This is a genomic window from Amycolatopsis heterodermiae (genome assembly GCF_034929455.1).
Classification (GTDB): Bacteria; Actinomycetota; Actinomycetes; order Mycobacteriales; family Pseudonocardiaceae; genus Amycolatopsis; species Amycolatopsis heterodermiae.
The window spans coordinates 199,218-225,773 of sequence record NZ_JAYFSI010000014.1 but is presented as its reverse complement, the minus strand read 5'-3'; the positions used below and the strand labels follow the sequence as shown (position 1 = coordinate 225,773).

24 protein-coding genes are annotated in these 26,556 nt (G+C 71.8%); 6 read left to right on the top strand and 18 right to left on the bottom strand.

Translation table 11 applies throughout. From position 1 onward, the window contains the following. Positions 1 to 2: 2 nt before the first annotated feature. Positions 3 to 932 carry a D-2-hydroxyacid dehydrogenase family protein gene (locus VA596_RS42070; protein WP_323335235.1) on the bottom strand — a complete coding sequence of 310 codons (930 nt, stop codon included), beginning with the start codon at positions 930 to 932 and terminating at the stop codon, positions 3 to 5. 4 nt (positions 933 to 936) lie between these two features. Continuing rightward, positions 937 to 2,130, bottom strand: a complete 1,194-nt coding sequence (locus VA596_RS42065) for an endonuclease/exonuclease/phosphatase family protein (protein ID WP_323335233.1) — start codon at positions 2,128 to 2,130, stop codon at positions 937 to 939. A gap of 151 nt (positions 2,131 to 2,281) precedes the next feature. On the opposite strand from VA596_RS42065, the gene VA596_RS42060 reads away from it, so the two are divergent. Both VA596_RS42060 and VA596_RS42055 read left to right on the top strand, forming a co-directional pair. Then, positions 2,282 to 2,719 carry a hypothetical protein gene (locus tag VA596_RS42060; protein ID WP_323335231.1) on the top strand — a complete coding sequence of 146 codons (438 nt, stop codon included), beginning with the start codon at positions 2,282 to 2,284 and terminating at the stop codon, positions 2,717 to 2,719. 25 nt (positions 2,720 to 2,744) lie between these two features. Next, the gene (locus tag VA596_RS42055; RefSeq protein ID WP_323335230.1) at positions 2,745 to 3,404 is read left to right on the top strand and encodes a TetR/AcrR family transcriptional regulator; all 660 of its coding nucleotides are present in this window, start codon (positions 2,745 to 2,747) and stop codon (positions 3,402 to 3,404) included. Here VA596_RS42055 and VA596_RS42050 read toward each other — a convergent pair. The 7 genes from VA596_RS42050 to VA596_RS42020 all read right to left on the bottom strand — a co-directional run bounded on the left by VA596_RS42050 (position 3,391) and on the right by VA596_RS42020 (position 11,590). Continuing rightward, entirely contained in the window at positions 3,391 to 4,647 is a 1,257-nt protein-coding gene (locus VA596_RS42050; RefSeq protein ID WP_323335228.1) for a GrpB family protein, read from the bottom strand. The genes VA596_RS42055 and VA596_RS42050 overlap by 14 nt on opposite strands. 58 nt (positions 4,648 to 4,705) lie before the next feature. Further along, positions 4,706 to 5,566, bottom strand: a complete 861-nt coding sequence (locus tag VA596_RS42045) for a shikimate dehydrogenase (RefSeq protein WP_323335226.1) — start codon at positions 5,564 to 5,566, stop codon at positions 4,706 to 4,708. Continuing rightward, entirely contained in the window at positions 5,556 to 7,676 is a 2,121-nt protein-coding gene (gene mltG / locus VA596_RS42040) for an endolytic transglycosylase MltG (RefSeq protein WP_323335223.1), read from the bottom strand. The genes VA596_RS42045 and mltG overlap by 11 nt, the downstream gene beginning before the upstream one ends. Further along, positions 7,673 to 8,134, bottom strand: a complete 462-nt coding sequence (gene ruvX, locus VA596_RS42035; RefSeq protein WP_247049109.1) for a Holliday junction resolvase RuvX — start codon at positions 8,132 to 8,134, stop codon at positions 7,673 to 7,675. Before ruvX ends, mltG begins: the two co-directional genes overlap by 4 nt. 31 nt (positions 8,135 to 8,165) lie before the next feature. Then, positions 8,166 to 10,826, bottom strand: coding sequence for an alanine--tRNA ligase (gene alaS / locus VA596_RS42030; protein WP_323335221.1), 2,661 nt, complete (start codon positions 10,824 to 10,826; stop codon positions 8,166 to 8,168). 78 nt (positions 10,827 to 10,904) lie between these two features. After that, complete coding sequence (locus tag VA596_RS42025; RefSeq protein ID WP_323335219.1) at positions 10,905 to 11,207, bottom strand: hypothetical protein; 303 nt, start codon at positions 11,205 to 11,207, stop codon at positions 10,905 to 10,907. Next, positions 11,204 to 11,590, bottom strand: coding sequence for a DUF948 domain-containing protein (locus VA596_RS42020; protein ID WP_323335218.1), 387 nt, complete (start codon positions 11,588 to 11,590; stop codon positions 11,204 to 11,206). Before VA596_RS42020 ends, VA596_RS42025 begins: the two co-directional genes overlap by 4 nt. 149 nt (positions 11,591 to 11,739) lie before the next feature. On the opposite strand from VA596_RS42020, the gene VA596_RS42015 reads away from it, so the two are divergent. After that, positions 11,740 to 12,618, top strand: a complete 879-nt coding sequence (locus tag VA596_RS42015; protein ID WP_323335216.1) for a hypothetical protein — start codon at positions 11,740 to 11,742, stop codon at positions 12,616 to 12,618. Here the strand turns inward: VA596_RS42015 and VA596_RS42010 are convergent. The 4 genes from VA596_RS42010 to VA596_RS41995 form a co-directional block, all read right to left on the bottom strand. Beyond that, a complete protein-coding gene (locus tag VA596_RS42010) occupies positions 12,601 to 13,521 on the bottom strand; it encodes an NAD(P)-dependent oxidoreductase (RefSeq protein ID WP_323335214.1) in 921 nt (306 codons plus the stop codon). The two genes, VA596_RS42015 and VA596_RS42010, sit on opposite strands and share 18 nt — an antisense overlap. Before the next feature lie 39 nt (positions 13,522 to 13,560). After that, positions 13,561 to 13,938 (bottom strand): VOC family protein, encoded by a 378-nt coding sequence (locus VA596_RS42005; protein ID WP_323335212.1) that lies wholly within the window; start codon positions 13,936 to 13,938, stop codon positions 13,561 to 13,563. 148 nt (positions 13,939 to 14,086) lie between these two features. Continuing rightward, on the bottom strand, positions 14,087 to 15,736 hold the full coding sequence (locus VA596_RS42000) for a purple acid phosphatase family protein (RefSeq protein WP_323335210.1): 1,650 nt from the start codon (positions 15,734 to 15,736) through the stop codon (positions 14,087 to 14,089). A gap of 100 nt (positions 15,737 to 15,836) precedes the next feature. Beyond that, positions 15,837 to 17,213: a replication-associated recombination protein A gene (locus VA596_RS41995; protein ID WP_323335208.1), complete on the bottom strand. Its 1,377-nt coding sequence runs from the start codon at positions 17,211 to 17,213 to the stop codon at positions 15,837 to 15,839. Between the two features lie 130 nt (positions 17,214 to 17,343). Between VA596_RS41995 and VA596_RS41990 the strand changes: the two genes are divergently transcribed. The 3 genes from VA596_RS41990 (at position 17,344) to VA596_RS41980 (ending at position 20,088) form a co-directional block, all read left to right on the top strand. Next, positions 17,344 to 18,039, top strand: coding sequence for a TetR/AcrR family transcriptional regulator (locus VA596_RS41990; protein WP_323335206.1), 696 nt, complete (start codon positions 17,344 to 17,346; stop codon positions 18,037 to 18,039). Positions 18,040 to 18,070: 31 nt separating this feature from the next. Further along, complete coding sequence (locus VA596_RS41985; RefSeq protein WP_323335204.1) at positions 18,071 to 19,291, top strand: cytochrome P450; 1,221 nt, start codon at positions 18,071 to 18,073, stop codon at positions 19,289 to 19,291. Positions 19,292 to 19,353: 62 nt separating this feature from the next. Then, positions 19,354 to 20,088 carry a metallophosphoesterase family protein gene (locus tag VA596_RS41980; RefSeq protein ID WP_323335203.1) on the top strand — a complete coding sequence of 245 codons (735 nt, stop codon included), beginning with the start codon at positions 19,354 to 19,356 and terminating at the stop codon, positions 20,086 to 20,088. Here the strand turns inward: VA596_RS41980 and VA596_RS41975 are convergent. The 5 genes from VA596_RS41975 to merB form a co-directional block, all read right to left on the bottom strand. Further along, positions 20,054 to 20,908, bottom strand: coding sequence for an SGNH/GDSL hydrolase family protein (locus tag VA596_RS41975; RefSeq protein ID WP_323335368.1), 855 nt, complete (start codon positions 20,906 to 20,908; stop codon positions 20,054 to 20,056). The two genes, VA596_RS41980 and VA596_RS41975, sit on opposite strands and share 35 nt — an antisense overlap. A 255-nt stretch (positions 20,909 to 21,163) precedes the next feature. Continuing rightward, entirely contained in the window at positions 21,164 to 22,345 is a 1,182-nt protein-coding gene (locus VA596_RS41970) for a phosphotransferase (RefSeq protein ID WP_323335201.1), read from the bottom strand. 79 nt (positions 22,346 to 22,424) lie between these two features. Next, positions 22,425 to 23,372 (bottom strand): DUF389 domain-containing protein, encoded by a 948-nt coding sequence (locus VA596_RS41965; protein ID WP_323335200.1) that lies wholly within the window; start codon positions 23,370 to 23,372, stop codon positions 22,425 to 22,427. Beyond that, positions 23,372 to 25,150, bottom strand: coding sequence for an aspartate--tRNA ligase (aspS, locus tag VA596_RS41960; protein WP_323335198.1), 1,779 nt, complete (start codon positions 25,148 to 25,150; stop codon positions 23,372 to 23,374). Before aspS ends, VA596_RS41965 begins: the two co-directional genes overlap by 1 nt. A 97-nt stretch (positions 25,151 to 25,247) precedes the next feature. Continuing rightward, entirely contained in the window at positions 25,248 to 25,850 is a 603-nt protein-coding gene (merB, locus tag VA596_RS41955) for an organomercurial lyase (RefSeq protein ID WP_323335196.1), read from the bottom strand. Positions 25,851 to 26,556: the final 706 nt, after the last annotated feature.

Here is a 26,556-nt window from a genome sequence, read left to right as displayed (position 1 = left end):
ACTTACTCCATGACGCGAATCGGGGAACCCGCCTGGAAAGCAGCGATGTCCTCGACGGCGTCGCCGTAGAAGATCTCGTAGACCTCCCGCGTGACGAACCCGATGTGCGGGGTGAGTGTCGCGTTCTCGAGTGTCCTCAGTGGATGGTCGGCCGGGAACGGCTCGGTGTCGTAGACGTCGATCGCCGCACGGATCACCTTGCGCCGCAACGCGTCCACCAGCGCGGCTTCGTCGACGATCGGGCCGCGCGAGGTGTTCACCAGCAGCGCGCCCGGCTTCATCGCGGCGATCTCGTCCGCGCCGACCAGGCCGCGGCTGCGGCCGCTGAGCACTAGGTGGATCGACAGCACGTCCGAGCGGGCGAACAGGTCCTCTTTGGACACCGCGGTGACGCCGTGCGGCTCCGCCTTCTCCGGCGTCAGGTTCTGGCTCCAGGCGATGGTCTCCATCCCGAAGACCTGCCCGATCTTCGCCGCGCCCGCGCCGAGCCGCCCGAGGCCGAGCAGGCCGAGCGTCTTGCCGTGCAGCATGGTGCCGACGCTCGTCTGCCAGCCGCCTTCGCGCATGGAGCGGAACTCCTGCGGCAGGTTGCGCGACGCCGCGAGGATCAGCGCCCACGTGTGCTCCGCGGTCGGCTCGCCGATGTACCCGGTGGCCGACACGACGACGCCGTTGCGGCGCGCGGCCGGGACGTCGATGGCCGCGTTCCGCTTGCCGGTGCTGACGAGCAGCTTCAGGTCGGGCAGCCGGTCGAGGACCTCGGCGGTGAACCGGGTCCGCTCGCGCATCGCGACGACCGCTTCGAACCCCTGCAGCTGCTTGACGACGTCGTCCAGCGGCTCGGTGAAGACCGTGATGTCGGCCTCCAGCGAGTCCCAGTCCCCGAAGGTGCGGGAGACGTCCTGGTAGTCGTCGAGAATGGCGATCCGCATGATCTCACCGTAGCGGCACGAAGACGTCCACGCGGACCAGGTGATGGTCGGACGCGTCGTTCAGCCGGGACAGCTCGTCCGACGGCACCGGCCAGAACACCTCCGCGTGCCAGGGCAGCAGGCCCTTCGACGGCAGCACGTAGTCCGTGCGCAGGTTGCCCGGCGTGACGTCGTTGAAGTCGCCCGTGTCGTAGAACGGGTCGCTCTTCTGGCCCACGTTCGCGCCGCCCTGGGCCTGGGCGGCCAGCACCGCGCCACGGCTGCCCGGATGGGTCTGGATCACCCGGGGCGCGTTCAGCAGCTGCTGGATGGCGCCGGGCACGCTGTCGCCGTCGAGCGGGTCGGAGTTGTTGTCGCCCGCGACGACGAACCGCTCCCCCGCGCCCAGCCCGCCGCGGTGCCCGCGGTCGTCGTAGAGGTAACCGCCCTTGCCGGGTGTCGTGTAGTCGGCCCAGAAGCGGATCTCGTCGTGGTTGCGGGTGCCGTTGTGGTCGTCCGGGCCGTCGAAGCTCGGCGGCGTCGGGTGCGACACCAGGAAGTGCACGGTCGAGCGGCCGATCTTCAGCGGCAGGTCCCAGTGCGACTTCGACGACAGCCGCAGCACGTTCAGCTCGGCGGGGCTGTACCAGTCGTGCGGCGCCGGCGTCGCCGGGTCGTCCGGCAGGAGCGCGCCCGGCATGTCCTTCCAGAGGAACTTCTGGAACGTCCGGACGTGCGCGGCGTCGATCGGGTACTTCGACAGCACGAGCAGCCCGTACTGGCCCTCGAACGTCCCGAAGCCCTGGGCGTCGTTGCCGCCGCCGACCGTGCCGTCGCGGTCGAGGTCGAAGCCGGTCGGGACGCCGGTGTTGACCGGCGCAGTGTAGGCGTACGGGTAGTCGATCGGCTTGGCGCCGTGCTGGCTCACCGCCAGGTAGTTCTTCCGGAACGCGTCGGCCGCGGCGTTGCCCGGCACGTAGTCGAACTCGTTGATCAGCTGGACGTCGGCGCGGTTGCGCTGCACGACCTCGGCGACCTCCTGCGCCTGGGCGTTGCCCGGCGTCGAGAGGTCACTCAGCAGTTGCCCGGCCGCGGCACGGTTGAGCGACGCGTTGAAGGTGGCGAAGCGGACACTCCGCCCGAAGTTCGCGGAAGCGGGCGCGGGCACGAAGAGCGCGACGAGGGCGGCCAGGGACAGCCCGGCGGCGATGCGTTTCACGGTGGTACCTCCCAGTCGGCGGCCACCTTATGCGCCGAAGCGCCCCGCCGAGTGAGCGTCAGGTGAACAGGCGACGTGACCCAGCTCTCTTGAACACGTTCAAAAGGCGGGCTACCGTCTCCGTTGAACACGTTCAAAAATTGGAGGGACCATGGAACCCGTCGTTGTCGCCTACGCGCTCTACCTGCTGATCAGCATCCCGTTGACGGTGCTCGTCGCCCGGACGCTCAGCAAGCACGGCCGCACCTTCCTCACCCAGGTCTTCGAGGACAGCCCCGGCCTGGCCAACGCCGTCAACCAGCTGCTGGTCGTCGGCTTCTACCTGATCAGCCTCGGCTTCGTGACGCTCTTCCTGACCAGCCACGCCGACGTGCACGGTGCCCGCGAGGTGTTCGAGCTGCTGTCGGTGAAGGTCGGCGTCGTCGCGCTCGTGCTCGGCGTCATGCACCTGTTCAACGTGCTGGTGTTCAACGGCATCCGCCGCCGCCACCTGACCCCGAAGGCGGCCCCCGCGCCGGTGCTCGCCGGCCGTCCGGTCCCCTACCCCGGCGCGCCCGGCCCGCAGGTCCCGCCCTTCCCCGCGCCCTGACGTGAGCGGCACTAACGTGCAGAGCGTGCCGAAGAGCGAGGAAACGCGGTCCCTGATCGTCACCACCGCCATGCGGCTGTTCACCGAGAACGGCTACGACCGCACGACGATGCGCGCGATCGCCGCCGAGGCCGGGGTCTCGGTCGGGAACGCGTACTACTACTTCTCCTCGAAGGAACAGCTGATCCAGGGGTTCTACGACGAGATCGCGCGGCTGCACCTCGACGCCGCCCGCGCCCTGCTGGTCCACGAACCCCGGTTCGCCGAGCGGCTGAAGGCCGTCCTGCTCTGCTGGCTGGAGCTGGCCGAGCCGTACCACCGCTTCGGGACGCAGTTCTTCGTCAACGCGGCCGACCCGGAGTCGCCGCTGAGCCCGTTCAGCGACGAGTCCGCGGCCGCCCGCGACGCCTCGATCGAGCTGATGCGCGAGGTCGTCGACGGCTCCGACGTCAAGCTCGACCCGGAGCTGCGCGCCCAGCTGCCGGAGCTGCTGTGGCTGTTCCAGATGGGCGTGGTGCTCTTCTGGGTGCACGACCGCTCGGCCCGGGAGAAGCGCAGCCGGATGCTGGTGGAGCGCAGCGTCCCGCTGCTGGCCCGGCTGGCCGCGCTCTCCCGGCTGCGGGTGTTCCGGCCCGTCAGCCGGGAGATCGTCGACCTGATCCAGGACCTCGCTAAGCGGGACTGACCGCCCGGAAGTACAGGAACCGCGGCTGGGTCCGCAGGTTCTTCGCCCACTTCGGGTCGGTTTCGTCCGCTTCGGGCACCGGCATCGGCTCCACCAAGCGGTCGACGGCGAAGCCGGCGTCACGGACCGCGTTGAACGTCCAGCTCAGCGGCCGCCGGTAGAACTGGACCGGGTGGGTGATGCCTTCCAGGCCGAAGTCGTCGTCGAGCAGCTCGACCTCGAAGTAGTTCTCCTTGCCGAACCAGTGCCAGTCCTCACCGGGGTGGTGCACCGAGAACACGAGCGCCCCGCCGGGCTTGAGCACCCGCCGGAACTCGGCGAGGGTGGCGCCCCAGTCCTTCAGGTAGTGCAGCACGAGTGACGCCGTGATGACGTCGACCGAGCCGTCCTCGACGTCGAGGGGCCGGGTGACGTCCGCCTGTTCGAAGCGGGCTACGTCGCCGAACTTGCGGCGGGCGACGGTGATCATGCCCGCGCTGGCGTCGACACCCAGGACGTCGGCGCCCCGCTCGGCCAGCAGGGCGCTCAGGTGCCCGGCCGCGCAGCCGACGTCCAGCACGCGCTTGCCCCCGACGTCGCCGGCCAGGTCGACGATCGCGGGCCGGTCGTAGAGGGCGTTGGTGACGGACTTCCCGGCGTGCTCGGCGTAGGCCTCGCTGTAGGCGTCGTACTGCTCGGCCCGCGCCCGGCCGATGATCTCCTCGATCACCTCGGTCTTGGCGTCGGCGTAGTTCTGGACGTACTTCCACTCCCGCGTGGCCAGCTCACGCTTCTTCGCCGCGTACAGCGCCAGCTCCTCCGGGTGCGAGCGCAGGCGTTCGCGGAAGAGCCGGTAGCGCGGCGTCTGGCCGTTGCCGGGTGAGTAGACGTGCAGGTTGATGTTCGTGTCCGGGCCCTTGAAGCAGCGGTGCTTCTCCCAGTCCGGCTCGCGGATGACGAGCCGGTAGCCCGCGCCTTCCAGCGCCGGCAGGTAGGTGTCCTCGTCGTCGGAGTCCGGCACCTCGAGGAGGATGTCGACGCAGGGCTTGGCGCGCAGGCCCGGCACCGACGTCGAGCCGACGTGTTCGAGGACGAGCACCGTCTCCCCCAGCACGCCGCGGATCCGCTCGGCTTCGCGCTCGAAGAGCTTCGGCCACTCCGGGTCGTAGTCGACGAGGGTGACGGTCGAGTTGAGCTTCGGCGGTTCCCCGCCGACCCAGGCCTTCTCGAGCTGGTTGTCGCTGAGTGCTTCTTGGCTGGTCATTCCGGTAGACCCCCTTGCTGAAGGCAGTCGGCCAGAATATCAACCCGGGGCAAGCGGTTTACCCGATCGGGAGCGGCAGGATGTTCCCGGTCGCCTCGCGCAGCGCGTCGCGCATCGCCGCGCGCGGGGCCGGGCGGCCGGTGAAGTGCTCGGCCTGGCCGAACGCCTGGTGCAGCAGCATGTCCAGCCCGGTCGCGAGGTGGCCGCCGCGGGCCGCGACGGCCTCGGCGAGCGGCGTCGGCCACGGGTGGTAGATGACGTCGAGGACGTGCGCGACCGCCGCGAGGTCGGCCACGTGCGGCCGGACCGCGTCCGGCGGCACGGTGTTCACGAGCACCGCGGCTTCCGCCGCCAGCGCCGCGAAGTCCGTTTCGGCCCACCGCAGCACGTCGACGTCGAGCGAAGCGCGCTTCGCCGCGTCGAGGGTTTCGGCCGCCCGCGCGGGTTCCCGCACGACCAGGCGGACCTGACGCACGCCCAGCGCGGCCAGCCCGACGACCGCCGCGGCCGCGGTACCGCCCGCGCCGAGCACGATCGCGGTGTCCGACGGCGTCGGCGTGTACCCGCCCGCCGCGCCCAGGGCGCCGGTGACCCCCTCGACGTCGGTGCAGTCCGCCAGCCAGCCCTTCGCGGTGCGGACCAGCGTGTTGGCCGCGCCGACGGCGGCCGCGCGCGGCGTCACCTCGTCCGCGTGGTCCAGCGCCGCGCGCTTGCCCGGCATGGTGACCGAGAGCCCGGCCCACTCCGGGCCGAGGCCGTCGACGAACGCCGGGAGGTCCTCGGCGCCCGTCTCGATCCGCTCGTACGTCCAGCCGGTCAGGCCGAGCGCGCCGAACGCGGCGCCGTGCAGCACCGGGGACAGCGAGTGCGCCACCGGTTTGCCCAGCACCGCGGCCCGGCGAGGAGACTCAGAAGACACCGCGTTCCTTGGCCAGGTCGACGTTCTTGCGGTGGTCGTCGAACGAGACCGCGAAGCAGGACAGGCCGTTCTTCTCGCACTTGACGAAGTACACCCAGTCGCCCGCGACGGGGTGCACCGCGGCCTGGATGGCCTCGGGGCTGGGCACCGAGATCGGGGTCGGCGTGAGGCCCGGGATCTTGTACGTGTTGTACGCCCCGGCCCGGGTCCGGTCCGCGTCGTTGGTCGCCAGGGTCGGCCGGTCCAGCACGTAGTTGACGGTGGAGTCCATCTGCAGCCGCATGCTGCTCGCCAGCCGGTTGTAGATCACCCGCGAAAGCTTGCCGAAGTCGGCCTTCACCGCCTCGCGCTCGATGATCGAGGCGATGATCAGCGTCTGGTACGGCGTCATCCCCGGGCCGGTCGACTGCGGGCTCAGGCCGGCGTTCTGGATCGCCTCGGTCGAGCTGCGGACCAGCTGGCCGACGATCTCCTGCGCGGTCGCGCCGGGCCGGACGTCGTAGAGCCCCGGCGCGATCAGGCCTTCCAGCCTGCGGTCCTTGCGGTCGGCCTTGTTCGCGTCCGCGACCGCCCAGTCGGGCACGCCGAGGGTCTTGAGGTCGGCGCCGTCGACGACCTTGCGCAGGTCGTCGGCGGTGACGCAGGTGCTCTTGCCGTTGAGCTGCGCGCACGACGCCTTCGCCATCAGGCTGTACACGCCGGGCGTGACCTTGCCGTCGGGCTGGGTGATGTCGTCGAACTGCGTGTACGGCCGGACCTCCAGCTGCCCGACCCGCGCGGTCGGCGAGACGATCCGGTCGACCGCGCTGGCCCCGGACATGTGCGACTTCATGACGTAGAAGCCGTGCTGGATCTTCGACAGCTTCGGGTTGTCCGCGCCGGCCTTCACGAAGGCCTTGCTGCTGGCGACGACACCCGCCGTCGTGAGCTTGGTGCCGATCGCCGACGTCGAGTCGCCGTCGTCGACCTGGAACAGGACGTCGCCGTCGCCGGCGCCGTCGTAGTCCTCGTAGCCGAAGAACCGGTTGAAGCCGTAGTAGGCGCCGCCGGCGAGCAGGACGATCACCGCGACCGCGGCGATCCAGCCGAGCGCGCGCTTGCCCTTCTTCTTGCGGGGCTTCTTCGGCTCTTCCTCGTAGTCGTCGTAGTCCTCTTCGTACTCCGGCTCGTCGTAGCCGTCTTCGGCGTACTCGCCCTCGTAGTCGTCGTACTCCGCGTACTCGTCGTAGTCGTCGTCGGCGAAGAGGTCGTCCTCGGCCGGCGCGCGGACGGGCTCGGGCGCCGGGGGCGGCGGGGCCTGCGCGGGGATGATGTCGGTCACCGGCTCTTCGCGCACCGGCGGGGGCGGCGGCCGGCGGCGGCGCGGCGGCTCGGCGCCGGGCGCGGGCACGCCGACAGAGCGGTCACCCGGTTGGACGGACCGCCGCGCGGCGGGGGGCGGCTCGGCGGCGCTGCGACGCCGCTGCGGGGCCTCGTCTTCGACGGGCTCCGGGCGCCGGCGCCGGGGCGCCTCGGCGACCTCGTCGGGCTCGGGCGCCGGGCGGCGCCGTTTCGGTGCCTCGGCTGCCTCCTCCGGCTCGGGGACGGGTCGGCGCCGTCGGGGCGGCTGGACGTCGGCCTCGTCCGGCTCCGGGCGGCGGCGCCGCCCGGCCGGGGCCTGGACCTCGGACCCCTCGTCGAGGTCGTACCGGGCGTGCGCGGCCCGGGCCGGGGCGGCCCGGCGGGCCTGGGGGTCGAGCTCGTCGTCGACCGGGGGCAGCGTGTCCGGCGGTTCGAGCCGGCGGCGGCGGCCGGTCTGCGGGGCGTCGCGGCGCGGGTCCGGCGCGGCCCGCCGGGACGAGGGCTGGGGCAGCTCGTACTGGCCGCTGGGCGGCTGCGCGCGCCGGGACGGCGGCGGCACCTCGTGCGGCCCGCTCGGCTGCTGCGGGCGGCGCGAGGGCTGCGGGAGCTCGTGGTACCCGCTCTGCGCCTGCGCGCGGCGGGCTTCGGCGGCCCGCGGGTCACGCGGGTCGGCCCGGCGGGGCGCGGGCCGGGACGGCGGCGGGGCGGCGTCCTCCGGCTCACGCAGCCTCCGGCGGCCGCGCGGGCGCTCGGACTGCTCGTCGTTCATCGGTCTCCCTCCCGGGCGCGGTGCGCAGCAGCGGCGTCGATCCAGGCCTGCAGGATCTCCACGGCGGCGGCCTGGTCGACCACCGCTCGCTGCTTGCGGCCTTTGACCCCGCGCTGGGAGAGGATGCGGGATGCGGTGACCGTGGTCAGCCGCTCGTCGCCCAGCCGGACCGGCACGGGCGCGACGCGCCCGGCCAGGCGTTCAGAATACGCGATCGCCAGCTCGGCCGCCGGACCCTGCCGGTTGGCGAGCGTGCGCGGCAACCCCACGATCACCTCGACCACCTCGTGCTCGGTGACGAGGGCGGCCAGCTGGTCCAGATCACTGTCGTCGGTCGCATCGCGGGAGAGGGTAACCAATGGCGACGCGAGCACGGGGGCCGGATCGCTCAGAGCGACCCCGACCCGGACCGAGCCGACATCCACCCCGAGCCGCCGGCCGCGGCCCGGATCGGACACTCCGGGCCGATCCGGGCCCCGGTTCCCGCGGTTAACCAATGCCGGCGATCGCCGCGCGCAGGGCCGTGACCGCGTCGGCCGCGCCGGCCGGGTTCGTGCCACCGCCCTGGGCCATGTCGGGCTTGCCGCCGCCGCGGCCGCCGATCGCGCCGGCGAACGACGGGACGAGCTTGCCCGCCGCGATGCCCTTGTCCTGCGCCGCCTTCGTCGTCGCGACGACGAAGCTGAGCTTCTCCCCGGCCGGCGAGAACAGCGCCACGACACCGGGCCGCGTGCCGAGCCGGCCGCGGATGTCCGAGGCGAGCGCGCGCAGGCCGTTGCCGTCGACGTCCGGGACGACCTCGGCGACCACGGAGACGCCGTTGACGTCGACCGCCTTGTCGGCGAGCGCCCCCGTCGAGCCCAGCACCTGCTGGGTCTTCAGCTGGGCGATCTCCTTCTCGGCGTTCTTCAGCCGGGTCAGGACGTCCTCGATGCGGCCCGGCAGCTCGTCCGAGGGCACCTTGAAGGTGTTCGCCAGCTGCGAGACCAGCAGCTGCTCCTTGCGGACGTACTTCAGCGCGTCCGTGCCGACCAGGGCCTCGACGCGGTGCACGCCGGAGCCGATGGAGGCGTCGGAGACCAGCTTGACCAGGCCGAGCTGGCCGATCCGGTCCACGTGCGTGCCACCGCAGAGCTCGCGGGAGTACTCGCCCATGTCGACCACGCGGACGTCGTTGCCGTACTTCTCGCCGAACAGCGCGACCGCGCCGAGCTCGAGGGCCTTGTCCTTGGTCGTGGTGAAGCTGTTGACCTCGACGTTGGTCTGCAGGTAGTCGTTGACCTCCTGCTCGACCTCGGTGAGCACGTCCGCCGAGACCGAGCCCGGCGTGGTGAAGTCGAACCGCATGCGGCCCGGCGAGTTCAGCGAGCCCGCCTGCGCCGCGCGCTTGCCGTAGGCGCCGCGGACCGCCGCGTGCACCAGGTGCGTCGCGGAGTGCGAGCGCTCGATGGACAGCCGGCGGTGCGCGTCGACCGAGCCGGTGACCTTGGAGTCGAGGCCGATCTCGCCGTCGAGCACCTCGACGCGGTGCACGAACAGCCCCGGGACGATCTTCTGGACGTCCAGGACCTTCAGCTCGACGCCGTCGCCGAGCAGCACGCCGGTGTCGGCGACCTGGCCACCGCTTTCGGCGTAGAACGGCGTGCGGTCGAGGACCAGCTCGGCCTTCTTGCCCGCCGAGACGCTGCGGACCGGCTGCCCGTCCTCCAGCAGTGCGACGACCTTCGCCTCGGCCTGCAGGTCGGTGTAGCCGAGGAACTCGGTCTCGCCGTGCTGCTCCAGGACCTTCCGGTACTCCGAGAGGTCGCCGTGGCCGGTCTTGCGCGACGCCGCGTCCGCCTTCGCGCGGGTCCGCTGCTCGTTCATGAGCGTGCGGAAGCCCTCTTCGTCGACGCTCAGGCCCTGCTCGGACGCCATTTCGAGGGTCAGGTCGATCGGGAAGCCGTAGGTGTCGTGCAGCTGGAACGCCTTGTCGCCGGCCAGCACGTCGCCACCGCCGCGCTTGGTCTCTTCGGCCGCCATGTCGAAGATGCGCGAACCGCTGGTCAGGGTCGAGAGGAAGGCCTCCTCCTCGATCCGGACGACCTCGTTGATCCGGTCGAAGCCGCTGACCAGCTCGGGGTAGGTCGGGCCCATCGTGTCGCGCACGACGCTCGCGAAGGCCTGCAGCACCGGCTCGTGCACGCCCAGCAGGCGCGACGAGCGGACGATGCGGCGCAGGAGCCGGCGCAGCACGTACCCGCGGCCGTCGTTGCCCGGGGTGACGCCGTCGCCGATCAGCAGGACGCCGGTGCGGGCGTGGTCGGCGATCACGCGGAAGCGGACGTCGTCGGCGTGGTTGCCGCCGTAGCGGCGGCCGGAGAACTCCTCCGCGCGGCCGATGACCGGGCGCACCAGGTCCGTCTCGTAGACGTTTTCGACGCCCTGCAGGATCGTCGCGACGCGCTCGACACCCATGCCGGTGTCGATGTTCTTCTTCGGCAGCTCGCCGATCGGCTTGTGCCCGAGCTTGGGGCTCAGCTCGCCGCGGACGTCCTGCATGAAGACGAGGTTCCAGATCTCGATGTAGCGGTCCTCGTCGGCGACCGGGCCGCCCTCGCGGCCGTACGCCGGGCCGCGGTCGTAGTAGATCTCCGAGCACGGGCCGCCGGGACCGGGCACGCCCATGTCCCAGTAGTTGTCCTTGCCGTCGCGCGACTGGATGCGCTCGCCGGGCAGGCCGGTGAGCTTGCGCCACAGGCCCGCGGCTTCGGAGTCGTCCTCGTAGACCGTCGCCCAGATCCGGTTCGGGTCGAGGCCGTACCCGCCTTCGCTCTGGGGCTTGGTGATCAGCTCCCAGGCGTTCTCGATGGCGCCTTCCTTGAAGTAGTCGCCGAAGGAGAAGTTGCCGGCCATCTGGAAGAACGTGTTGTGCCGGGTGGTCTTGCCGACCTCGTCGATGTCCGGGGTGCGCACGCACTTCTGCACCGACGTCGCACGCGGGTACGGCGGCGGCGCCTCACCGAGGAAGTACGGCTTGAACTGGACCATGCCGGCGTTGACGAACAGCAGGTTGGGGTCGTCGAGGATCAGCGGCGCGCTCGGCACGCGCGTGTGGCCCTTGCTCTCGAAATGGCGCAGGAAACGGTCGGTGATTTCGTGTGTGTCCACGGGTCAGTCCTTGGCTGGTGCTGGAGTACGGGGTGACGACGGCGGCGGAGCGGCCCCGGGTCGCGCGGGCGCGACCGGTCAGCGCTCCGCCCGGCGAGCTCGCCGGACGGGGCGGCGGTCGGCGGCGTGCCGGCCGGACGCCTGCGGCGTCACCACGCCCGTCCGCTCCTCGACCATGTCGTGCAACTCCTGCTCCCGCTCGTTCATGCCGGCGCGCACCTCGGCGCCGAAGGAACCCACGGCGCCCGCCAGCTCGCGCACGGCGTCGCCCAGGTTCGATGCTAACCCCGCGGGAGTGGCCTGACGAGCGGTTTCGGCGGCCTTGCGGGACAGCGCGACGCCGGCGACCACGCCGACGCCGAGCCAGAACAGCCGCTTCACTTCGCGGCCTTCTTCGCGGCTTTCGCGGCGCTCTTCTTCCGGCGCGCGCGGATCGCCTTGGACAGGCCGTAGGACAGCGCCGCGGTCTTGACCAGCGGCCCGCCCAGCGTCGCGGTGAACACCGACGTCAGCGCGGAGACGTTGCCGGTGACGGCCTGCGCGTTCGACGTGATCCCGTCCACCCGCTCCAGCTGGGTGTTGACGTGGGTGATCGTCTGGTTCGCGCCGATCAGCAGCGGGTCGGTGTTGCTGTTGGTCCGCTCGATCGCCTCGGTGGCCGCGTCCAGCGTCTTGCCGAGCTTGATCAGCGGGATCGCCAGCAGGACGACCAGCACCACGAATGCTCCTGCGGCGATCAACGCGGCGATCTGCCCTGCCGACACGGGCCCTCCTCGGTTCAACGTGACTTGGCGTCTTGGGTGCTGGTGAGGTTACCGCCTGGCCGGGTCCCCGACCGTGTCACCCCGCCGCCCGGTTCGGCGGACCGGAAAACGCCTCGCTCACCGCGGCGGCCACGCGGTACACCTGGGCGATGGGACACGACGACGGGCCCGGGCACCGGGTGCTCGCCGGGCCGGGCGGAGCGGCGGCCGACGTGCTGGCCGGGCTGCCCGGTGCGGACCTCACGACGGTCCAGCTGGAGGTGGCGCGGCGGCGGGCGGCCCGGCTGTCGGCCGCGGACGTCCGGCGCCGGTACGGGACCGACCGGTTCGTCGGTCCCAGCCCGCTGCCGTCCGCCCTGCTGCGCCGGATCGAGGACACGCTGCTGGCCGCTTCTCCCGCCTTCGAACCGGTGACGCTGTCGCCCCTCACCCCGCTCGGCACCCACTCGGTGGTGACCGGGCTGGCCCAGCACCGGGTGGTGCCGACCGGCCGCGGCACCGAGGTCGCCGCCGACCCCACGACCGGCCTGGCCCTCGAAGCGGCGGTCCGGCGGTCCGGGACTGCTCCGGTGCGGCTGGCGGCCGTGCAGCGCGTGGTGCGCACCCAGCGGGTCGCCGAGGGCCTGTTCGCGCACTTCTCGCTGTTCGGCGCGGTGACGGCCGGGCGGGACACGGGCGGCCTCGGGTTCGAGCGGCAGCACGTCGCCGAGCACGCGCGGCTGATGGCGGCCGGGTGCCGCGCGCTGGGCGCGACGGACGTCGAGCTGGCCGTGACCGTGCTCGACCCGCGGTTCGACGGCCTGCTCGACGACGTGGACGTCCCGATCCGCCCGTACCCGGACCGCGAAGGCGGGCGGGGCGGCTACTACGAAGGGCTCTGCTTCAAGGTCTACGCGGCTTTCGGCGGCGAACTCGCCGACGTCGGCGACGGCGGCCTGACGCCGTGGACGCGCCGGCTGCTGGGCAACGCCAAGGAGCGCCTGATGACGAGCGGCCTGGGCGTGGACCGCTTAGCCACGCTCCTTTAGCACCGCGCGGTAGAGGGCCGCCATGTCCTCTTCGCCGTGGCCGGCTTCCACCGCCGTCTGCAGGTGCGAGAGGACCGCTCGCGCTCCTGCGACGTCGACGTCGTCGCCCGCGGCCTCGACCACCAGGCGGGCGTCCTTCGCCGCCAGCTCCGCCGGGAACGACAACGGGTACTCGCCCGACAGCATCGCCGCGCCCTTCACGTGCGCGTAGCCGACGTCGAGACCGCCGCCCTTGATCGTCTCCAGGAACAGGGCCGGGTCCAGGCCCAGCGCGCGGGCCAGGCCGAGGCTCTCGGCCGTGCCGTTCGTCAGCGTCAGCACCCACGCGTTCATCACCAGCTTGAGGCGGCTGCCCTGGCCGGCCGGGCCGAGCCACAGCGTGCGGATGCCGACCGCGTCGAACACCGGCGTCGCGGCGGGCCGCGCCTCCTCCGGGCCGGATGCCAGCACCTGCAGCTGGGCCTGCTCCGCGGGCTGGCGGGTGCCGAGCACCGGGGCGTCGACGAACACCACGCCCGCCTTCTCCGCCAGCGCGGCGAGGCGGTCGGTCCAGTCGAGCCCGACCGTGCTCATCTGCAGCCACAGCGTGCCCGAAGCGGGCGAAGCGGCTTCGAACGCCGACGCGACGGCCGGGCCGTCGGCGAGCATCGTCACCAGGATGTCGGCGCCTTCGGCCGCCGCGGCCGCCGAATCGGCCACCGTCGCGACGTCGGCGAGTGGCTCGGCCTTCTCGCGCGTGCGGTTCCAGACGCGGACGTCGAGGCCCGCCTTCGCGATGTTGGCCGCCATCGCGGCGCCCATGATCCCGGTACCGAGGAATCCGATGCTCATGCCGCCATCGTGCCGAACCCGCCGCCTCCCCGCAGCCCGAGATCCGCACCGCTGAAGGGTTTTACGGCCCACCCTTCGCAAAGACGCCGTAAGGGCAAGGAAAACCGGGCGTCAGTAGTCGCCGAGGAGGCAGAACGGGTGGCCCGCCGGGTCGGCGTACACGCGCCACCCCCGGCCGCCCAGGTCGGGATCGAGCAGCCGGCCGCCGTAGGAGAGGACGTGGTGGTGCGTCTCGGCGAGGTTGTCGACCTCGAAGTCGAGGTGGAACTGCTGCGGGTACGACGGGTCCGGCCAGTGCGGCGGCCGGTAGTCGAGCGCGCGCTGGAAGCCCAGGACCAGACCGTTCACGTGCAGGGTCGACCAGTCCTCGTCCACCCGCCAGCGGGGGTCCGGCCGGTCGACCTCGCCCCCCATGATCGCTTGGTAGAAATAGGCGAGCTGAGCCGGTTCGGGACAGTCCAGGACGATGCACTGCAGCGTCGCGGGCACGGGAATGCCTCCTGCCTTCGCTGGGCCGCCCCCCTTGGTTCAGGCCGCCCCAAGGCGCGAAGCATACGAAACCCGATGATCTTGAAGTGCGCGGCCCACGTTCGGTGCGGGCCCCGGCACCGACGGTGCGGGGCCCGCACGCGATTCCTCAGGCGTCGCCGGGGTCCGCACCGACCTGCGCCCGGCCGCCGAAGCCGCCCGACGCGGTGTGCAGGCCCGCGGTGCGGCGCAAGGTGAACCGGTCGATTTCGACGCCGTCGTTGCGCAGGGTCCGCACGGTCAGCGTGGTCTTGCGGCCGAACCACGCGGGCTCGACGTCGATCGCGAGGAACGAGTAGCCGGTGTAGCGCACGCGCGACCAGCCGACGGTCTCCGTCTCCTTGCCGCCGCCCTTCACCCAGTGGTAGCTGGCGAACTCGCCGTCGAAGGTGTCCGGCACCGGGAAGCTGTAGACGCTGCGGCCCCCGCCGCCGCAGGTGGCGTAGACCGTGCCGTCGCGGTCCGGGTCGACGGTGTCGCCGATCGCGACCTTCTTCTGGACGCGGCCGCCGCGCAGCGCGTCGGTGCGCTCGTAGATGTGGTTGTGCCCGTTGACGACCAGGTCGACGTGGAACTGGTCGAACAGCGGCACCCACTCCTCCCGCACGCCGCCTTCGGAGGCGTGCTGGTTGGTCGTCGAGTAGGCGCAGTGGTGGAAGAACACCACGATGAAGTCGACGTCCGGCTGCAGCCGCAGGTACCGCAGGCGGCGCTTGAGCCACGCGGTCTGCGAGCCGTGCGAGTAGCCGCGGTTGGCCGGGATCTCGTACGAGACGTCGTTGGCGTCCAAGGAGATCACGCCGACGTTGCCGTAGATGAACGAGTACACGCTCGGGCAGTCGGCCGGGCCGCTGCCGGGGAAGTCCCAGCGCTTGGTCTGGCCGCCGTAGCCGTCGGGCGAGTACAGCGCTTCCATGTCGTGGTTGCCGGTGGTGACCATCCACGGCACGGACGCCGCGACACCCTCGATCTGGTTGTAGTAGGCGTCCCAGACCTTCGGGTCGTACAGGTCGTGGCCGCCGTCGGCGACCGGGCCGGGCGGGAGGCCCGCGCCGCTCGGGTCGGCGTAGGCGATGTCGCCGGCGAGCAGGTGGAACCGCGGGTTCTGCTTCGCGACCGAGCCGTCCTGGGCCAGCGCGGTCGTCGAGACGCCCTGGTCGCCGAACGCGGTGAAGGTGAACTTCCCGGCCGGGAAGCCACGGGCGGGCGCGGTGGTGAACGTCGAGAGCGCGGCCGCGCCGCCGTCACCGTTCGCCGGGTCGTAGCCGTCGTGCCCGACCGCGTAGGTGTAGGTGCGGCCGGGCGTCAGGCAGCTCGCCTCGGCGTGCAGGTAGTACTGGTCGTAGGGCGCGATGACCCCGGGGACCTCGGAGTGCAGGGCCCGCGTCTCGGCGGGGATCCGGTGCCCCCACTGGTATCCGCGGCGATCGTGGTGCTGTGCCGATGGGTTCTCGCCGGGAAAGCGTGGCTCGAACTCTGCCACGCGCAGGAACGGGTTCTTCACGCGCGTCGGCACCTGCCACGCGACGCGGATGTCCGTGCGCGGGTTGCGCCCGAAGGCGAGGTGACGGCCGGCCGGGGCGACCTTCGCGCCGTCGGCGTAGGCCGTGCCGGGCAGCAGGAGCGGACCGGCGGCGAGCAGCGCGCCGGTGGCGGCGGCCCCCTTGAACAGGGAACGTCGGGAGAGGTAATCGTGCTGCTCGGCCATGGTCAGGCGGGCGGCCAGTGCGTCGGGAACGCCGACTCTCGGGATTTCCATGCGCGGATGCTCGCCGACGCATATGCCCGCTTCGCGTCGGCTGGGCGAACTTCAGCCGTCCACTTCCCCCGGTCTCTCCCAAGGTTTTCCCAAGGCGCCTTTACCGGTCTCCGCGGATGGTCCGGCGCAGCTTCGGGACGCGGTCGGCGAGGGTGCGTTCCGCGCCGCGCTGGGTCGGCTCGTAGTAGTCCTTGCCGACCAGCTCGTCCGGCGGGTACTGCTGGGTCAGCACGCCTTCCGGCACGTTGTGCGGGTAGCGGTAGCCCTGCGCGTTGCCGAGCTTCTTGGCGCCCGCGTAGTGCCCGTCACGCAGGTGCGGCGGCACGGTGCCGGCCAGCCCGGCGCGGACGTCGGCCAGCGCGGCGTCGATGCCGGTGACGACCGCGTTCGACTTCGGGGCCGTGGCCAGGTGGATCGTCGCCTGCGCGAGCGCCAGCCTGCCCTCCGGCATGCCGATGAACTGGACGGCGTGCGAGGCCGCGACGGCCGCCTGCAGCGCCGTGGGGTCGGCCATGCCGATGTCCTCGCTGGCGTGCACGACCAGGCGCCGGGCCAGGAAGCGCGGGTCCTCCCCCGCCTCGATCATCCGGGCCAGGTAATGCAGCGCGGCGTCGACGTCGGACCCGCGGATCGACTTGATGAACGCGCTGATGACGTCGTAGTGCTGGTCGCCGTCGCGGTCGTAGCGCACCGCGGCCTTGTCCACAGTGGACTCGACGATCGGCAGGTCGATCGTCTTCGCCTCGGTGGCCGACGCCGCGTCCGCCGCCGCCTCCAGCGCGGTCAGCGCGCGGCGCGCGTCACCCCCGGCGAGCCGGACGAGGTGGGCGCGGGCGTCGTCGGTCAGGGTCAGCTCGCCGCCGAGACCGCGTTCGTCGGTCAGCGCGCGCTCGATCAGCCGCGTGATGTCCTCGTCGGTCAGCGGGCGCAGCTGCAGCACCAGCGAACGCGACAGCAGCGGGGAGACGACGGAGAACGACGGGTTCTCGGTGGTCGCCGCGACCAGCAGCACCGTGCGGTCCTCGACCGCGCCGAGCAGCGCGTCCTGCTGGGTCTTGGAGAAGCGGTGCACCTCGTCGATGAACAGGACGGTGTTCTCGGTGTTGTACTGCCGGCGCCGCCGGGCCTCCTCGATGACCCCGCGCACCTCCTTGACCCCGGCCGAGAGGGCCGACATCGCGACGAACCGGCGTCCGGTGGCGATCGAGACCAGGTTGGCCAGCGTGGTCTTGCCCGTGCCGGGCGGGCCGTAGAGCAGCACGGACGCCGGGGCCGCGCCCTCCACCAGCCGCCGCAGCGGGGCGCCCTCCCGGAGCAGGTGCTGCTGGCCGACGACCTCGTCGAGCGAGCGCGGCCGCATCCGGACGGCCAAGGGCGAGCTCGCCGGGTCCGCCTGCCGCTCGTCCGCGTTCGACACGGTGCGTTCGGGCGGGGGCGCCACGTCGGCGTTCACGGTGAAGAGCTCGTCCTGTGCCACACGGATGACGTTAACCGACGGCACCGACAGAACCCTTGCCCCGGTGTTCGAGGACGCGCTACCGTCGTGATGACTGGTTGACCGAAAGTGCGAATCCGGTCAACAGGTCAACTCCGGCGAAAGAGCAGGCATGAGCCACCCCAACCGCGAACGCGCCGACCGCATCCTGGACGCGGCGGGCGAGCTGCTGCTGCGCATGGGCTACCGCAAGGTGGCGATCGACGACATCGCGCGCGCGGTCGGCATCGGCAAGGGCACCGTCTACCTGCACTGGCGCAACAAGGAGCTGCTGTTCCAGGCGCTGATGATGCGCGAGTCGGCCGACACGACCGGCGAGGTACTGGCCGGGATCCGGGCCGACCCGGCGATGATCCTGCCGCACCGGATGATCTCGGCGTCGTTCCTGATCACCCACCGCCGTCCGCTGATGACGGCGATGCTGCGCGGCAACGCGGAGATCTTCGGGGCGCTCGGCGACCTCGCCCTGCGCGAGCAGCAGGACGAGCTGCGCACGCAGTTCGAGGCCACGATGCTCCGCCACGGGCTCGTCCGCTCGGACGTCCCGAACCTCACCTACGCGCTCAACGCGTCGACGCTCGGCTTCTACGTCGGCAACACGCTTTCCGACGAGTTCGAGGACATCCCGCCGGAGGAGAAGGCGGAAGTCCTCGCGTACCTGATCCGCACCGCCTTCGAGCCGCCCGGGGACCCGGACCCCCGCGCGGTCGCCGAGGTGGCGGCGGAACTGGGTGCGGCGCTCGAGGAGCTCGTCTCGAGCTACCGGCAGGGGATCTACGCACACGATCCCACCAGGGCCCCCGGCTGATCCCGGGGCCACACAGGGAAAAGGGGCGGACATGACCACCACACTCGCCGACACCTGGGGACTGCACGAATCCCAGTTCTGGCTGCGGGGCAGGCAACCGGCGGAGCGCGTCCAGCACGCCGCCGACCTCGGGTTCTGGAACGTCTACGGGCACCCGGAGGCCGAAGAGATCCTCCGCGACCCCGCGACGTACTCCTCCGACACCACGCGGCTGGTGCCGAAGGAGATGATGGAGGACCAGGACATCGACCTCGAGGCGATGTCGGCGGGCAACCTCCTGCAGCTGGACCCGCCGCTGCACAACAAGATGCGCAAGCTCGTCAGCCGCGCGTTCACGCCGAAGGTCGTCGCCGACCTCGAACCGCGCATCGCCGCGGTGACGAACGAAATGCTCGACGCGGCCGACACTTCGGACGGCCGGCTCGAACTCGTCGAAGACCTGGCCTACCCGTTGCCGGTGATCGTGATCGCGGAGCTGCTGGGGGTCCCCGCGAGCGACCGGTACCTGTTCAAGGGCTGGGTGGACAAGCTGTTCAGCTCGTCCGAGCAGTTCTCGCTGAAGGAGCAGAGCGAAGTGCGCCAGGAGTCGGTCAAGAACTCCCTCGACGGCCAGAAGGCGCTCATCGAGTACCTCGGCGGGCACGTCGACGAACGGCGCAAGCAGCCGCGGGAAGACCTGCTGACGAAGCTCGTCGAGGCGGAGCTGGACGGTGAGAAGCTGACGCGCAACGAGGTCGTCAACTTCGCGAACGTGCTGCTGCTGGCCGGGCACATCACCACCACGATGCTGCTGGGCAACGCCGTGCTGTGCCTGGACACCCACCCGGAGTGGGACGAGCGGGCGCGCGCCGACCGGTCGCTGGTGCCGCCGGTGATCGAGGAGTCGCTGCGGTACCTCTCGCCGTTCGCGGCCGTGGCCCGCACGACGAACCGCGAGGTCGAGCTGGGCGGCACGACGATCCCCGCCGACCAGATGCTGATGGTCTGGGTGGCGGCGGCCAACCGGGACGAGCGCGTGTTCCCCGACCCGGACACGTTCGACGCCTCGCGCGACCCGAACCCGCACCTGGCCCTCGGCCGCGGCATCCACTTCTGCATCGGGGCCCCGCTCGCGCGCCTCGAAGGCCGGGTGGCGCTGAACATCCTGTTCGACCGCTACCCCGCGCTGCGCACGATTCCCGGTGAGGCGCCGAAGTTCCAGGTGAACCCGAACATGACCGGGGTCCGGGAGCTGCCGCTCACCACGGGCTGAACCGGTTGCGCCCTGGGCGAAATCCCTCGCCCGGGGCGCGGCCCGTGCCCGAGGGTGGGCGGATGCGGATCGCGGTGCTCTCGGACATCCACGGCGTCCTGCCGGCGCTGGAGGCCGTCCTCGCCGAACCGGACGTCCTCGCGGCGGACCGGATCGTGCTGCTGGGCGACATGCTCGCCGGGCCGATGCCCGTGGAGACCCTCGAGCGGCTGGTTTCGCTGGGCGACCGCGCGGTCTGGGTGCGGGGCAACGCCGACCGCGAGCTGGCCGCGTCCGCGCGCGGCGACGGGGAGTTCGTGCCGGACCCGATCTTCCCGTGGGCGGCCCGGCAGCTGCGCCCGGGCGATCTGCCGCTGCTGGACGCGCTCCCGCTGACGGTGACGCTCGACGACGTGCTCTTCTGCCACGCGACCCCGCGCGACGACACCGAGATCGTGCTCGTCGACAGTCCGCTCGAGCGCTGGGCGGAGGTCCTGGACGGCGTTCTTTCGGATGTCGTCGTACTCGGCCACACCCACATGCCGTTCACGCGGCTGGCGGACCGGCGGCTGGTCGTGAACCCCGGCAGCGTCGGCATGCCCTACGGCACCGGCGGTGCGCACTGGGCGTTGCTCGGCGAGGGCGTCGAGCTGCGGCGCACGCCCTACGACGTCGAAGAGGCGTGCCGGTTCCTCGCTGCGCGGTGCGCGTACCCCGATATCGAGGAGTGGGCGGACTTCTTCGTCCGCAACCCCGCTTCGGACGCGGAGGCGCTTCGGGTGTTCAGCGCGTCCGTTCGCGGAACGAGTGCCACATGATCACCGCGGCGTAGGGCAGGAACTCGCGGCCGCGGCGCCACAGCCACGGAATCCCCTTCAGCACCAGCCATCCCACGTGTCCCGTGGTGCTCGGCTCGACCCCGCCGGCGCAGGTGAGGCTCACCGGTTCCGGCACGTCGAACCCGGCGCCGGCGAGCAGCCCGGTGAAGCCGGCCGCGAGCATCCGGTGTCCCAGTTCGGACGGGTGCAGCCGGTCGACGCTCCACGACGTCAGGTCGTAGGCGCCGGGCAGCCGGTCGAGGTCCAGGCAGGGCACGCCTTCGCGGGCGACGACCTCGTCGATGGCCGCGTTCAGCTCGGCGACGCGGGCGCTGAGCGCGCGCTTGAGGGCCGGCGGGAGGCGGAACACCTTGCTGTGGTCGTGGAACCGGACCGGGATGACGGTGGTCCCGGCCTCGCCGAGCCGCCGGACGACCTCGGTGAGGTCGGCGGCGATGGCCGCGGCGTCGAAGTCGGGCCGGAGCGTGTCGTTCATCCCGGCGACCAGCAGCGCCACGTCGGGCCGGTGCGCCAGGGCGGCGGGCAGCTGCTTGCTCAGCACGCACCGCATCCGCGCACCGGTGAACGACGGGTTGAGGTAGCCGTCGGCGCCGACACCGAGCGCGGCGGCGGCCAGCGGGCCGACACCACGCCAGCCGCCACGCCGCGGCAGCGGATCGCCGAGCCCGACGGCGGTGGAGTCACCGAGCACAACGAGCCGGCGCGCTTGGCGCAGCGCCGGCACCGCCGCGAGCGCGGGCCGGGAGGGTTCGGGGAAGGGAGTGACTTCGAGGCTGGTCACGGTCACGCCCACGACCATCGGGCACGGAAGCTCACCTGCGGTGAGGACGAGGTAACGCGTCCGCGACACCGCGCCTAACTTTTGACGCTCAGCTCACAGATGCCCGAAAAGTCCCGCTTTCCCGGGGCAAGGTTTAGCCCTGGCGCCCCAAAAAGCAGAACCCGGCAGCCCCACAGCTACCACGCCTGCCCGAGCCAAGAGACGGCTCACGATCGGTGGATCCAGGTCCAGCGTCCCGGAACCTCCACCGCCGACCGCAACCAAAACCCAGGATCAGCGGAAAGCCGGATAGAACGCCAAGTCAGCGTGCGGCCCCAGCCGCGCCGCCAGCGCCGCCGCTACCTTTGACGAGAACTCCGATACCGCCGTCATCCGGACGTAGCCCGCGTGCTTGGCCAGGTCGCGCCACCACGTGACCAGGGCCGACTCGCGGCTCACCGGGGGTGCGTGGTGGGACAGGTCCAGGGCGCCCAGCTCCTCGCCCGTGATCAGCCAGACCCGCAGCAGCTCGCTGGTCGTCAGGTGCCCGGCCAGGGCCTCGTCGTCGGCGAAGGCGGGCCACACGCCCGCGACCTCCGCGCGCCACGCCGCGATCATCGCCTCGCTCATGCCGGCCGGCAGGGCGAGCGCGTCCGGCCAGCTCGCGAACGGCAGGCGCAGGTTGGCCGCGTCGACCAGTGCGGAGCGGACGCGGCCGTACTCGAAGTCGAGGAACCGGACACCCTCGCCGGTGACCAGGTTGTTGTCGGGGCTGAGCTCCACCGGGCTGAACGCGCGGAAGGCCGCCGACCGGGACTGCTCGACGGCGTGCGCGACCTCCTCGCGCACCGCCTCCGGCACCGGGATGCCGAGGCGCTCCTGGATCAGGCCCGGCACGCGCGCGCAGAGTTCGTCGACGACGCCGTGGTCGCTCCGGCCCGGGCCGCCGAGGCGGCGCAGCAGGGCGTTGAAGTCGGCCTCGCGCCCGGCAGTGCTCGCGTGCAGCCGGCCCAGCGAGCGGGCCCAGGACAGCAGCGCGCGTTCGGCCGCGCGGGAGTCGCGGGCGTAGAGCTTGTCCTCGAGCGTCGCCGTGCGGCCGAGGTCCTCCAGCACGAGCACCCGGTCGCGGCCGTCGTGGGCCAGCAGCTCCGGGCACATCCGCTCGTCGGCGGACAGCGCCGTGAACAGCTGGTAGCTGACGGCCTCCTGGGCGAACGGGTCCGCGGCGCCCGGCTCCGGCTCGTCCGGGTAGTGCTTGATCACCAGCGTCCGCGGCAGCGCGAAGGACGACGACACCACCCTCGCGCGGACGACCGTGGCCGGTCCGCTGCCCGCGAGGTCCTCGGGCGAAACCAGCGTGATCGGACTGCCGAACCGGCGCGAGAGAACGGACTCGCCCGCCGCGACCGCCGCGGCGAGGTGCTCGGCTCCGGCCCCGACCTCAGCATCTCCGGCGGACGAGGTGTCGACTGTCATTGTCACCGACCCTACTCGTGACTGAGCAACCATGACTACTGACATCCGGACAACAAGCGGCATCCCGCCCAGATCCGGGTCACCCGGGTGAAAGCGGGCGCAGCCCCTTCGGGGAACGGTGCCCATTCCGGCGCACGATCAACACAACTGCCGCTGCTGCAACGATTCCGAGAAGGTTGACCAGCAGCTGGCCGATCGACTGGAGACACCTGCTCCACTCCCCCGCCACGGCCGCGACGACCGCGTATCCCGCGGCCGGCACCGTGGTCACCGAGATGAACACCCCCACGAGCGCGGCCGATTTCGCCGACGTCATGGCGAGCATCCCGGCCGCGCCGGCGAGCATCGCCACGACCAGCGACGGTACGCCCACCGAGAACACGAAGTCGACCTCGTTGTGCTGCTTCAACTCGAACGCCTGCGCGCCGAAGACGTCCGTCACCCGGACCAGGAGCGCGCCGCCGAGCGTGACGACCATCGCGAGCGGGAAACCGATGCCCAGCGCCACGCCCGCCTGCCGGACCAGGTCCCACCGCCGCAGCACCACCCCGACCGCCAGCGCGGCGAGCGGCCCGAACTCGGGCCCCACGACCATCGCGCCGACGATCGTCACCGCCGAGTCGGTGAGCACGCCGACCGAGGCGAGCAGGCACGCGATGGTGAGGAACGCCAGGAACGTCACGTTGAGCCGCGACTCCTCGCCGGTGCGCGACAGCAGCTCCTGCCACACGACGGCGTCGGCGCCCTCCCCCGGCGCCTTCTCCTCCGCCGCGTCGGCGGCGTCGGACAGCGCGGTGTCGAGCGCTTCCAGGGTGATCCCGCCGGTGCGGTCGAGCTCGAGCACGCACAGCGCCGCGACGATCTCGTCCGCGGCCTCCCGCGCGATGTCGGCCTCGACCAGGTCACCCTCGGGCGACACGGCGACACCGCGGTGCACGACCAGGTGCGCCGTGCCGGCGTGGTCCCGCAGGATGTCGAGCGCCGGGGCGGTCTTGTCCTGCGGGCACACGGCCCTCAGGTGCAGCACTAGCTCTTCGGGGCGGGGGCGGCCGGCTTGGCGTCGATGCCGGCCTCCTTGCGCTGCTGCGCGGTGATGGGCGCGGGCGCCGCGGTCAGCGGGTCGTACCCGCCACCGGTCTTCGGGAACGCGATCACGTCACGCAGCGAGTCGGCCTTGGCCAGCAGCATGACGATGCGGTCCCAGCCGAACGCGATGCCGCCGTGCGGCGGCGGGCCGAAGGCGAAGGCGTCGAGCAGGAAGCCGAACTTCTCCTGCGCCTCCTCTTCGCCGAGGCCCATCAGCGCGAAGACGCGCTTCTGCACGTCACCGCGGTGGATACGGATCGAGCCGCCGCCGATCTCGTTGCCGTTGCAGACGATGTCGTAGGCGTAGGCCAGTGCGTTGCCCGGGTCCTGCTCGAACTTGTCGATCCACTCCGGCGTCGGCGAGGTGAACGCGTGGTGCACCGCGGTCCACTTGCCGGAGCCGACGGCGACGTCGTCGCCGATGTCCTCGACCGGCGCGAACAGCGGCGCGTCGACGACCCACACGAACGACCAGGCGTCCTCGTCGATCAGGCCGAGGCGCTTGCCGATCTCGTCGCGGGCGGCGCCCAGCAGCGGCTGCGTGCTCGCGGCCTTGCCGGCGGCGAAGAAGACGCAGTCGCCGACCTGGGCGCCCGCGGCCTTGGCGACGTTCTCGCGCTCGGTCTCGGACAGGTTCTTGGCGACCGGGCCGCCGAGCGTGCCGTCCTCGTTGACGAGGATGTACGCGAGGCCGCGCGCGCCGCGCTGCTTCGCCCACTCCTGCCACGCGTCGAGCTGGCGGCGCGGCTGGGAAGCGCCGCCGGCCATCACGACCGCACCGACGTAGGGCGCCTGGAACACGCGGAACGGCGTGTCGGCGAAGAACTCCGTCATGTCGGTGATCTCGAGGTCGAAGCGCAGGTCCGGCTTGTCCGAGCCGTACTTGGCCATCGCCTCGTGGTAGGTGATGCGCGGGATCGGCCGCGGGATCTCGTGCCCGATCAGCTTCCACAGCGCGGTGACGATGTCCTCGCCGACCTTGATGACGTCGTCCTGCTCGACGAAGCTCATCTCGATGTCGAGCTGGGTGAACTCCGGCTGGCGGTCGGCGCGGAAGTCCTCGTCCCGGTAGCAGCGCGCGATCTGGTAGTACCGCTCCATGCCGCCGACCATGAGCAGCTGCTTGAACAGCTGCGGCGACTGCGGCAGGGCGTACCAGGAGCCGGGCTTGAGCCGCGCCGGGATCACGAAGTCGCGGGCGCCCTCGGGGGTGGAGCGGGTCATCGTCGGCGTCTCGATCTCGACGAAGTCCTGGCCGTGCAGCACCTCGCGGGCGGCGCGGCTGACCTCGCTGCGCAGCCGCATGGCCGCGGCCGGGCCGCTGCGGCGCAGGTCGAGGTAGCGGTGCTTGAGGCGGATCTCCTCGCCGACGTCGACCCGGTCGTCGATCGGGAACGGCAGCGGCGCGGCCTCGGACAGCACCTCGAGCTCGGTCGCGAGGACCTCGATCTCGCCGGTCGGGATCTCGGCGTTCGCGTTGCCCTCGGGGCGCTTCGCGACCTCGCCGACGATCTTGACGCAGAACTCCGAGCGCAGCGCGTGGGCGCGCTCGGCCATCTCACCCTCGCGGAAGACGACCTGGGCGACGCCGCTCGCGTCGCGGAGGTCGATGAAGATGACGCCGCCGTGATCTCGCCGCCGGGCCACCCATCCGGTGAGGGTGACGGTCTGTCCGGCCTGCTCGGCACGCAGGGTGCCGGCGTTGTGAGTGCGGAGCACTGCGACTGCTCTCCTTCGACATGGGCGGTTCTCGCTGCTTGGAAAGGCTAACGAACCGCCCAGCCTACGACGTCGGCAGGCTTGACTTGCCGGGTGTCTAGAGAACGAACTTCGGGCGGGCCTCCAGCGCGGCCACCAGCCGGTGGGCCTGGGCGAGGTAGGCGGCGACCTGGTAGATGCGCCCGCCGGGGTGCGAGACCAGCCAGTTCGCGGCCGCCGTCGCCGACGCGAAGAACGGCTGCCCGGCGCAGGCGACGGCGTCGGCCCGGTCGAGCCCGAAGCCGAGGTCGACCGCGGCCACGACGGCCGAGGGCGGGTCGGCCTGCAGGATGCCCCACGAGGTGAGCTCGATGCGGATGCGCGTGCCGGTGACCGGGCAGGTCGCGACGGCGTGCACCCGCTCGTTGGTCGCGATGGCCAGCAGGAACATGTCGACCGAGCCGTCCGGGCCGGCCCCGAGGGTGCCTTCGGCCGGTTCGAGCCGGTGGTGGGCCCCGCGCGGCGCGGGGCCGGTCGAGACGAGGTCGCGGTGCAGGGTGAACCCGATCAGTTCGACGAGCCGGCGCGCCTCGGCCGGCGCGACGCCGACGGTCGCGGCCAGCCGGTCGACCCCCACCGGGTGGCGCCCGGCCCGGGTCAGCTTCAGCGCGGCCCACGCGAGCCGGGCGGCCGCGACACGGTCGGTATGCGAGGTCGTCAACGTCCGGCTCCTTTCGGTTCGATCCCTTCGACGTTAGGCGCCGGTGAGGGGAACGGACAACGACACGATCGGACATTTTCCCGGAAGCCACCGACACGGCCCACGCAAGCGTCCCCGGGTTACGGCGAACGGTGCAGCGGAGCCGTGTCCGGGGTGACGGCCTCACTCACACGGCCGCCCGGTGAGGGGATCACGTACCGGAACCGTGGTCCATAAAGGACAGTCAAAGTGCCACCGGGGGTGGGTCCGCGCCCCGGCGCCGCCAGCGTAGCGGGAGTCGCGCGGCGGCGGGTCAACTTCCCACTGAACGGACACCGCAGCGGTGGATTGTCCTCGGTTCCGCGACATCGGCCCGAAGACCGTCACAGCAACCGGAGTTATTCCGACACCGAGGCGCGGTTCGGCTGCCATGGATTCCGCGGCACCCGCCTACCGTCCACAGCAGGCGGAGCTGTTGCCGCGGCCTCGCCGGGCGGAGGCGGGCACCGCGCCGTTCGGCCGCCAAGGATTCCCGGCAGCCACCCACCGTCACAGCACGCGGTTGCCGAAGCCTCACCGGGCAGAGCGGGCACCGCGCCGTTCGGCTGCCAAGGATTCCCGGCAGCCACCCACCGTCACAGCAGGCGGTTGCCGAGGCCTCGCCGGGCGGAGGCGGGCACCGCACCGTTCGGCCGCCAAGGATTCCCGGCAGCCACCCACCGTCACA

Bases quoted from the DNA above. Each gene is read 5' to 3' on its own strand.
- VA596_RS42070 (WP_323335235.1), bottom strand. From the start codon at position 932: ATGCGGATCGCCATTCTCGACGACTACCAGGACGTCTCCCGCACCTTC.
- VA596_RS42060 (WP_323335231.1), top strand. From the start codon at position 2,282: ATGGAACCCGTCGTTGTCGCCTACGCGCTCTACCTGCTGATCAGCATC.
- VA596_RS42050 (WP_323335228.1), bottom strand. From the start codon at position 4,647: ATGACCAGCCAAGAAGCACTCAGCGACAACCAGCTCGAGAAGGCCTGG.
- mltG (WP_323335223.1), bottom strand. From the start codon at position 7,676: ATGAACGACGAGCAGTCCGAGCGCCCGCGCGGCCGCCGGAGGCTGCGT.
- VA596_RS42015 (WP_323335216.1), top strand. From the start codon at position 11,740: ATGGGACACGACGACGGGCCCGGGCACCGGGTGCTCGCCGGGCCGGGC.
- VA596_RS42000 (WP_323335210.1), bottom strand. From the start codon at position 15,736: ATGGAAATCCCGAGAGTCGGCGTTCCCGACGCACTGGCCGCCCGCCTG.
- VA596_RS41990 (WP_323335206.1), top strand. From the start codon at position 17,344: ATGAGCCACCCCAACCGCGAACGCGCCGACCGCATCCTGGACGCGGCG.
- VA596_RS41985 (WP_323335204.1), top strand. From the start codon at position 18,071: ATGACCACCACACTCGCCGACACCTGGGGACTGCACGAATCCCAGTTC.
- VA596_RS41980 (WP_323335203.1), top strand. From the start codon at position 19,354: ATGCGGATCGCGGTGCTCTCGGACATCCACGGCGTCCTGCCGGCGCTG.
- VA596_RS41975 (WP_323335368.1), bottom strand. From the start codon at position 20,908: ATGGTCGTGGGCGTGACCGTGACCAGCCTCGAAGTCACTCCCTTCCCC.
- VA596_RS41970 (WP_323335201.1), bottom strand. From the start codon at position 22,345: ATGACAGTCGACACCTCGTCCGCCGGAGATGCTGAGGTCGGGGCCGGA.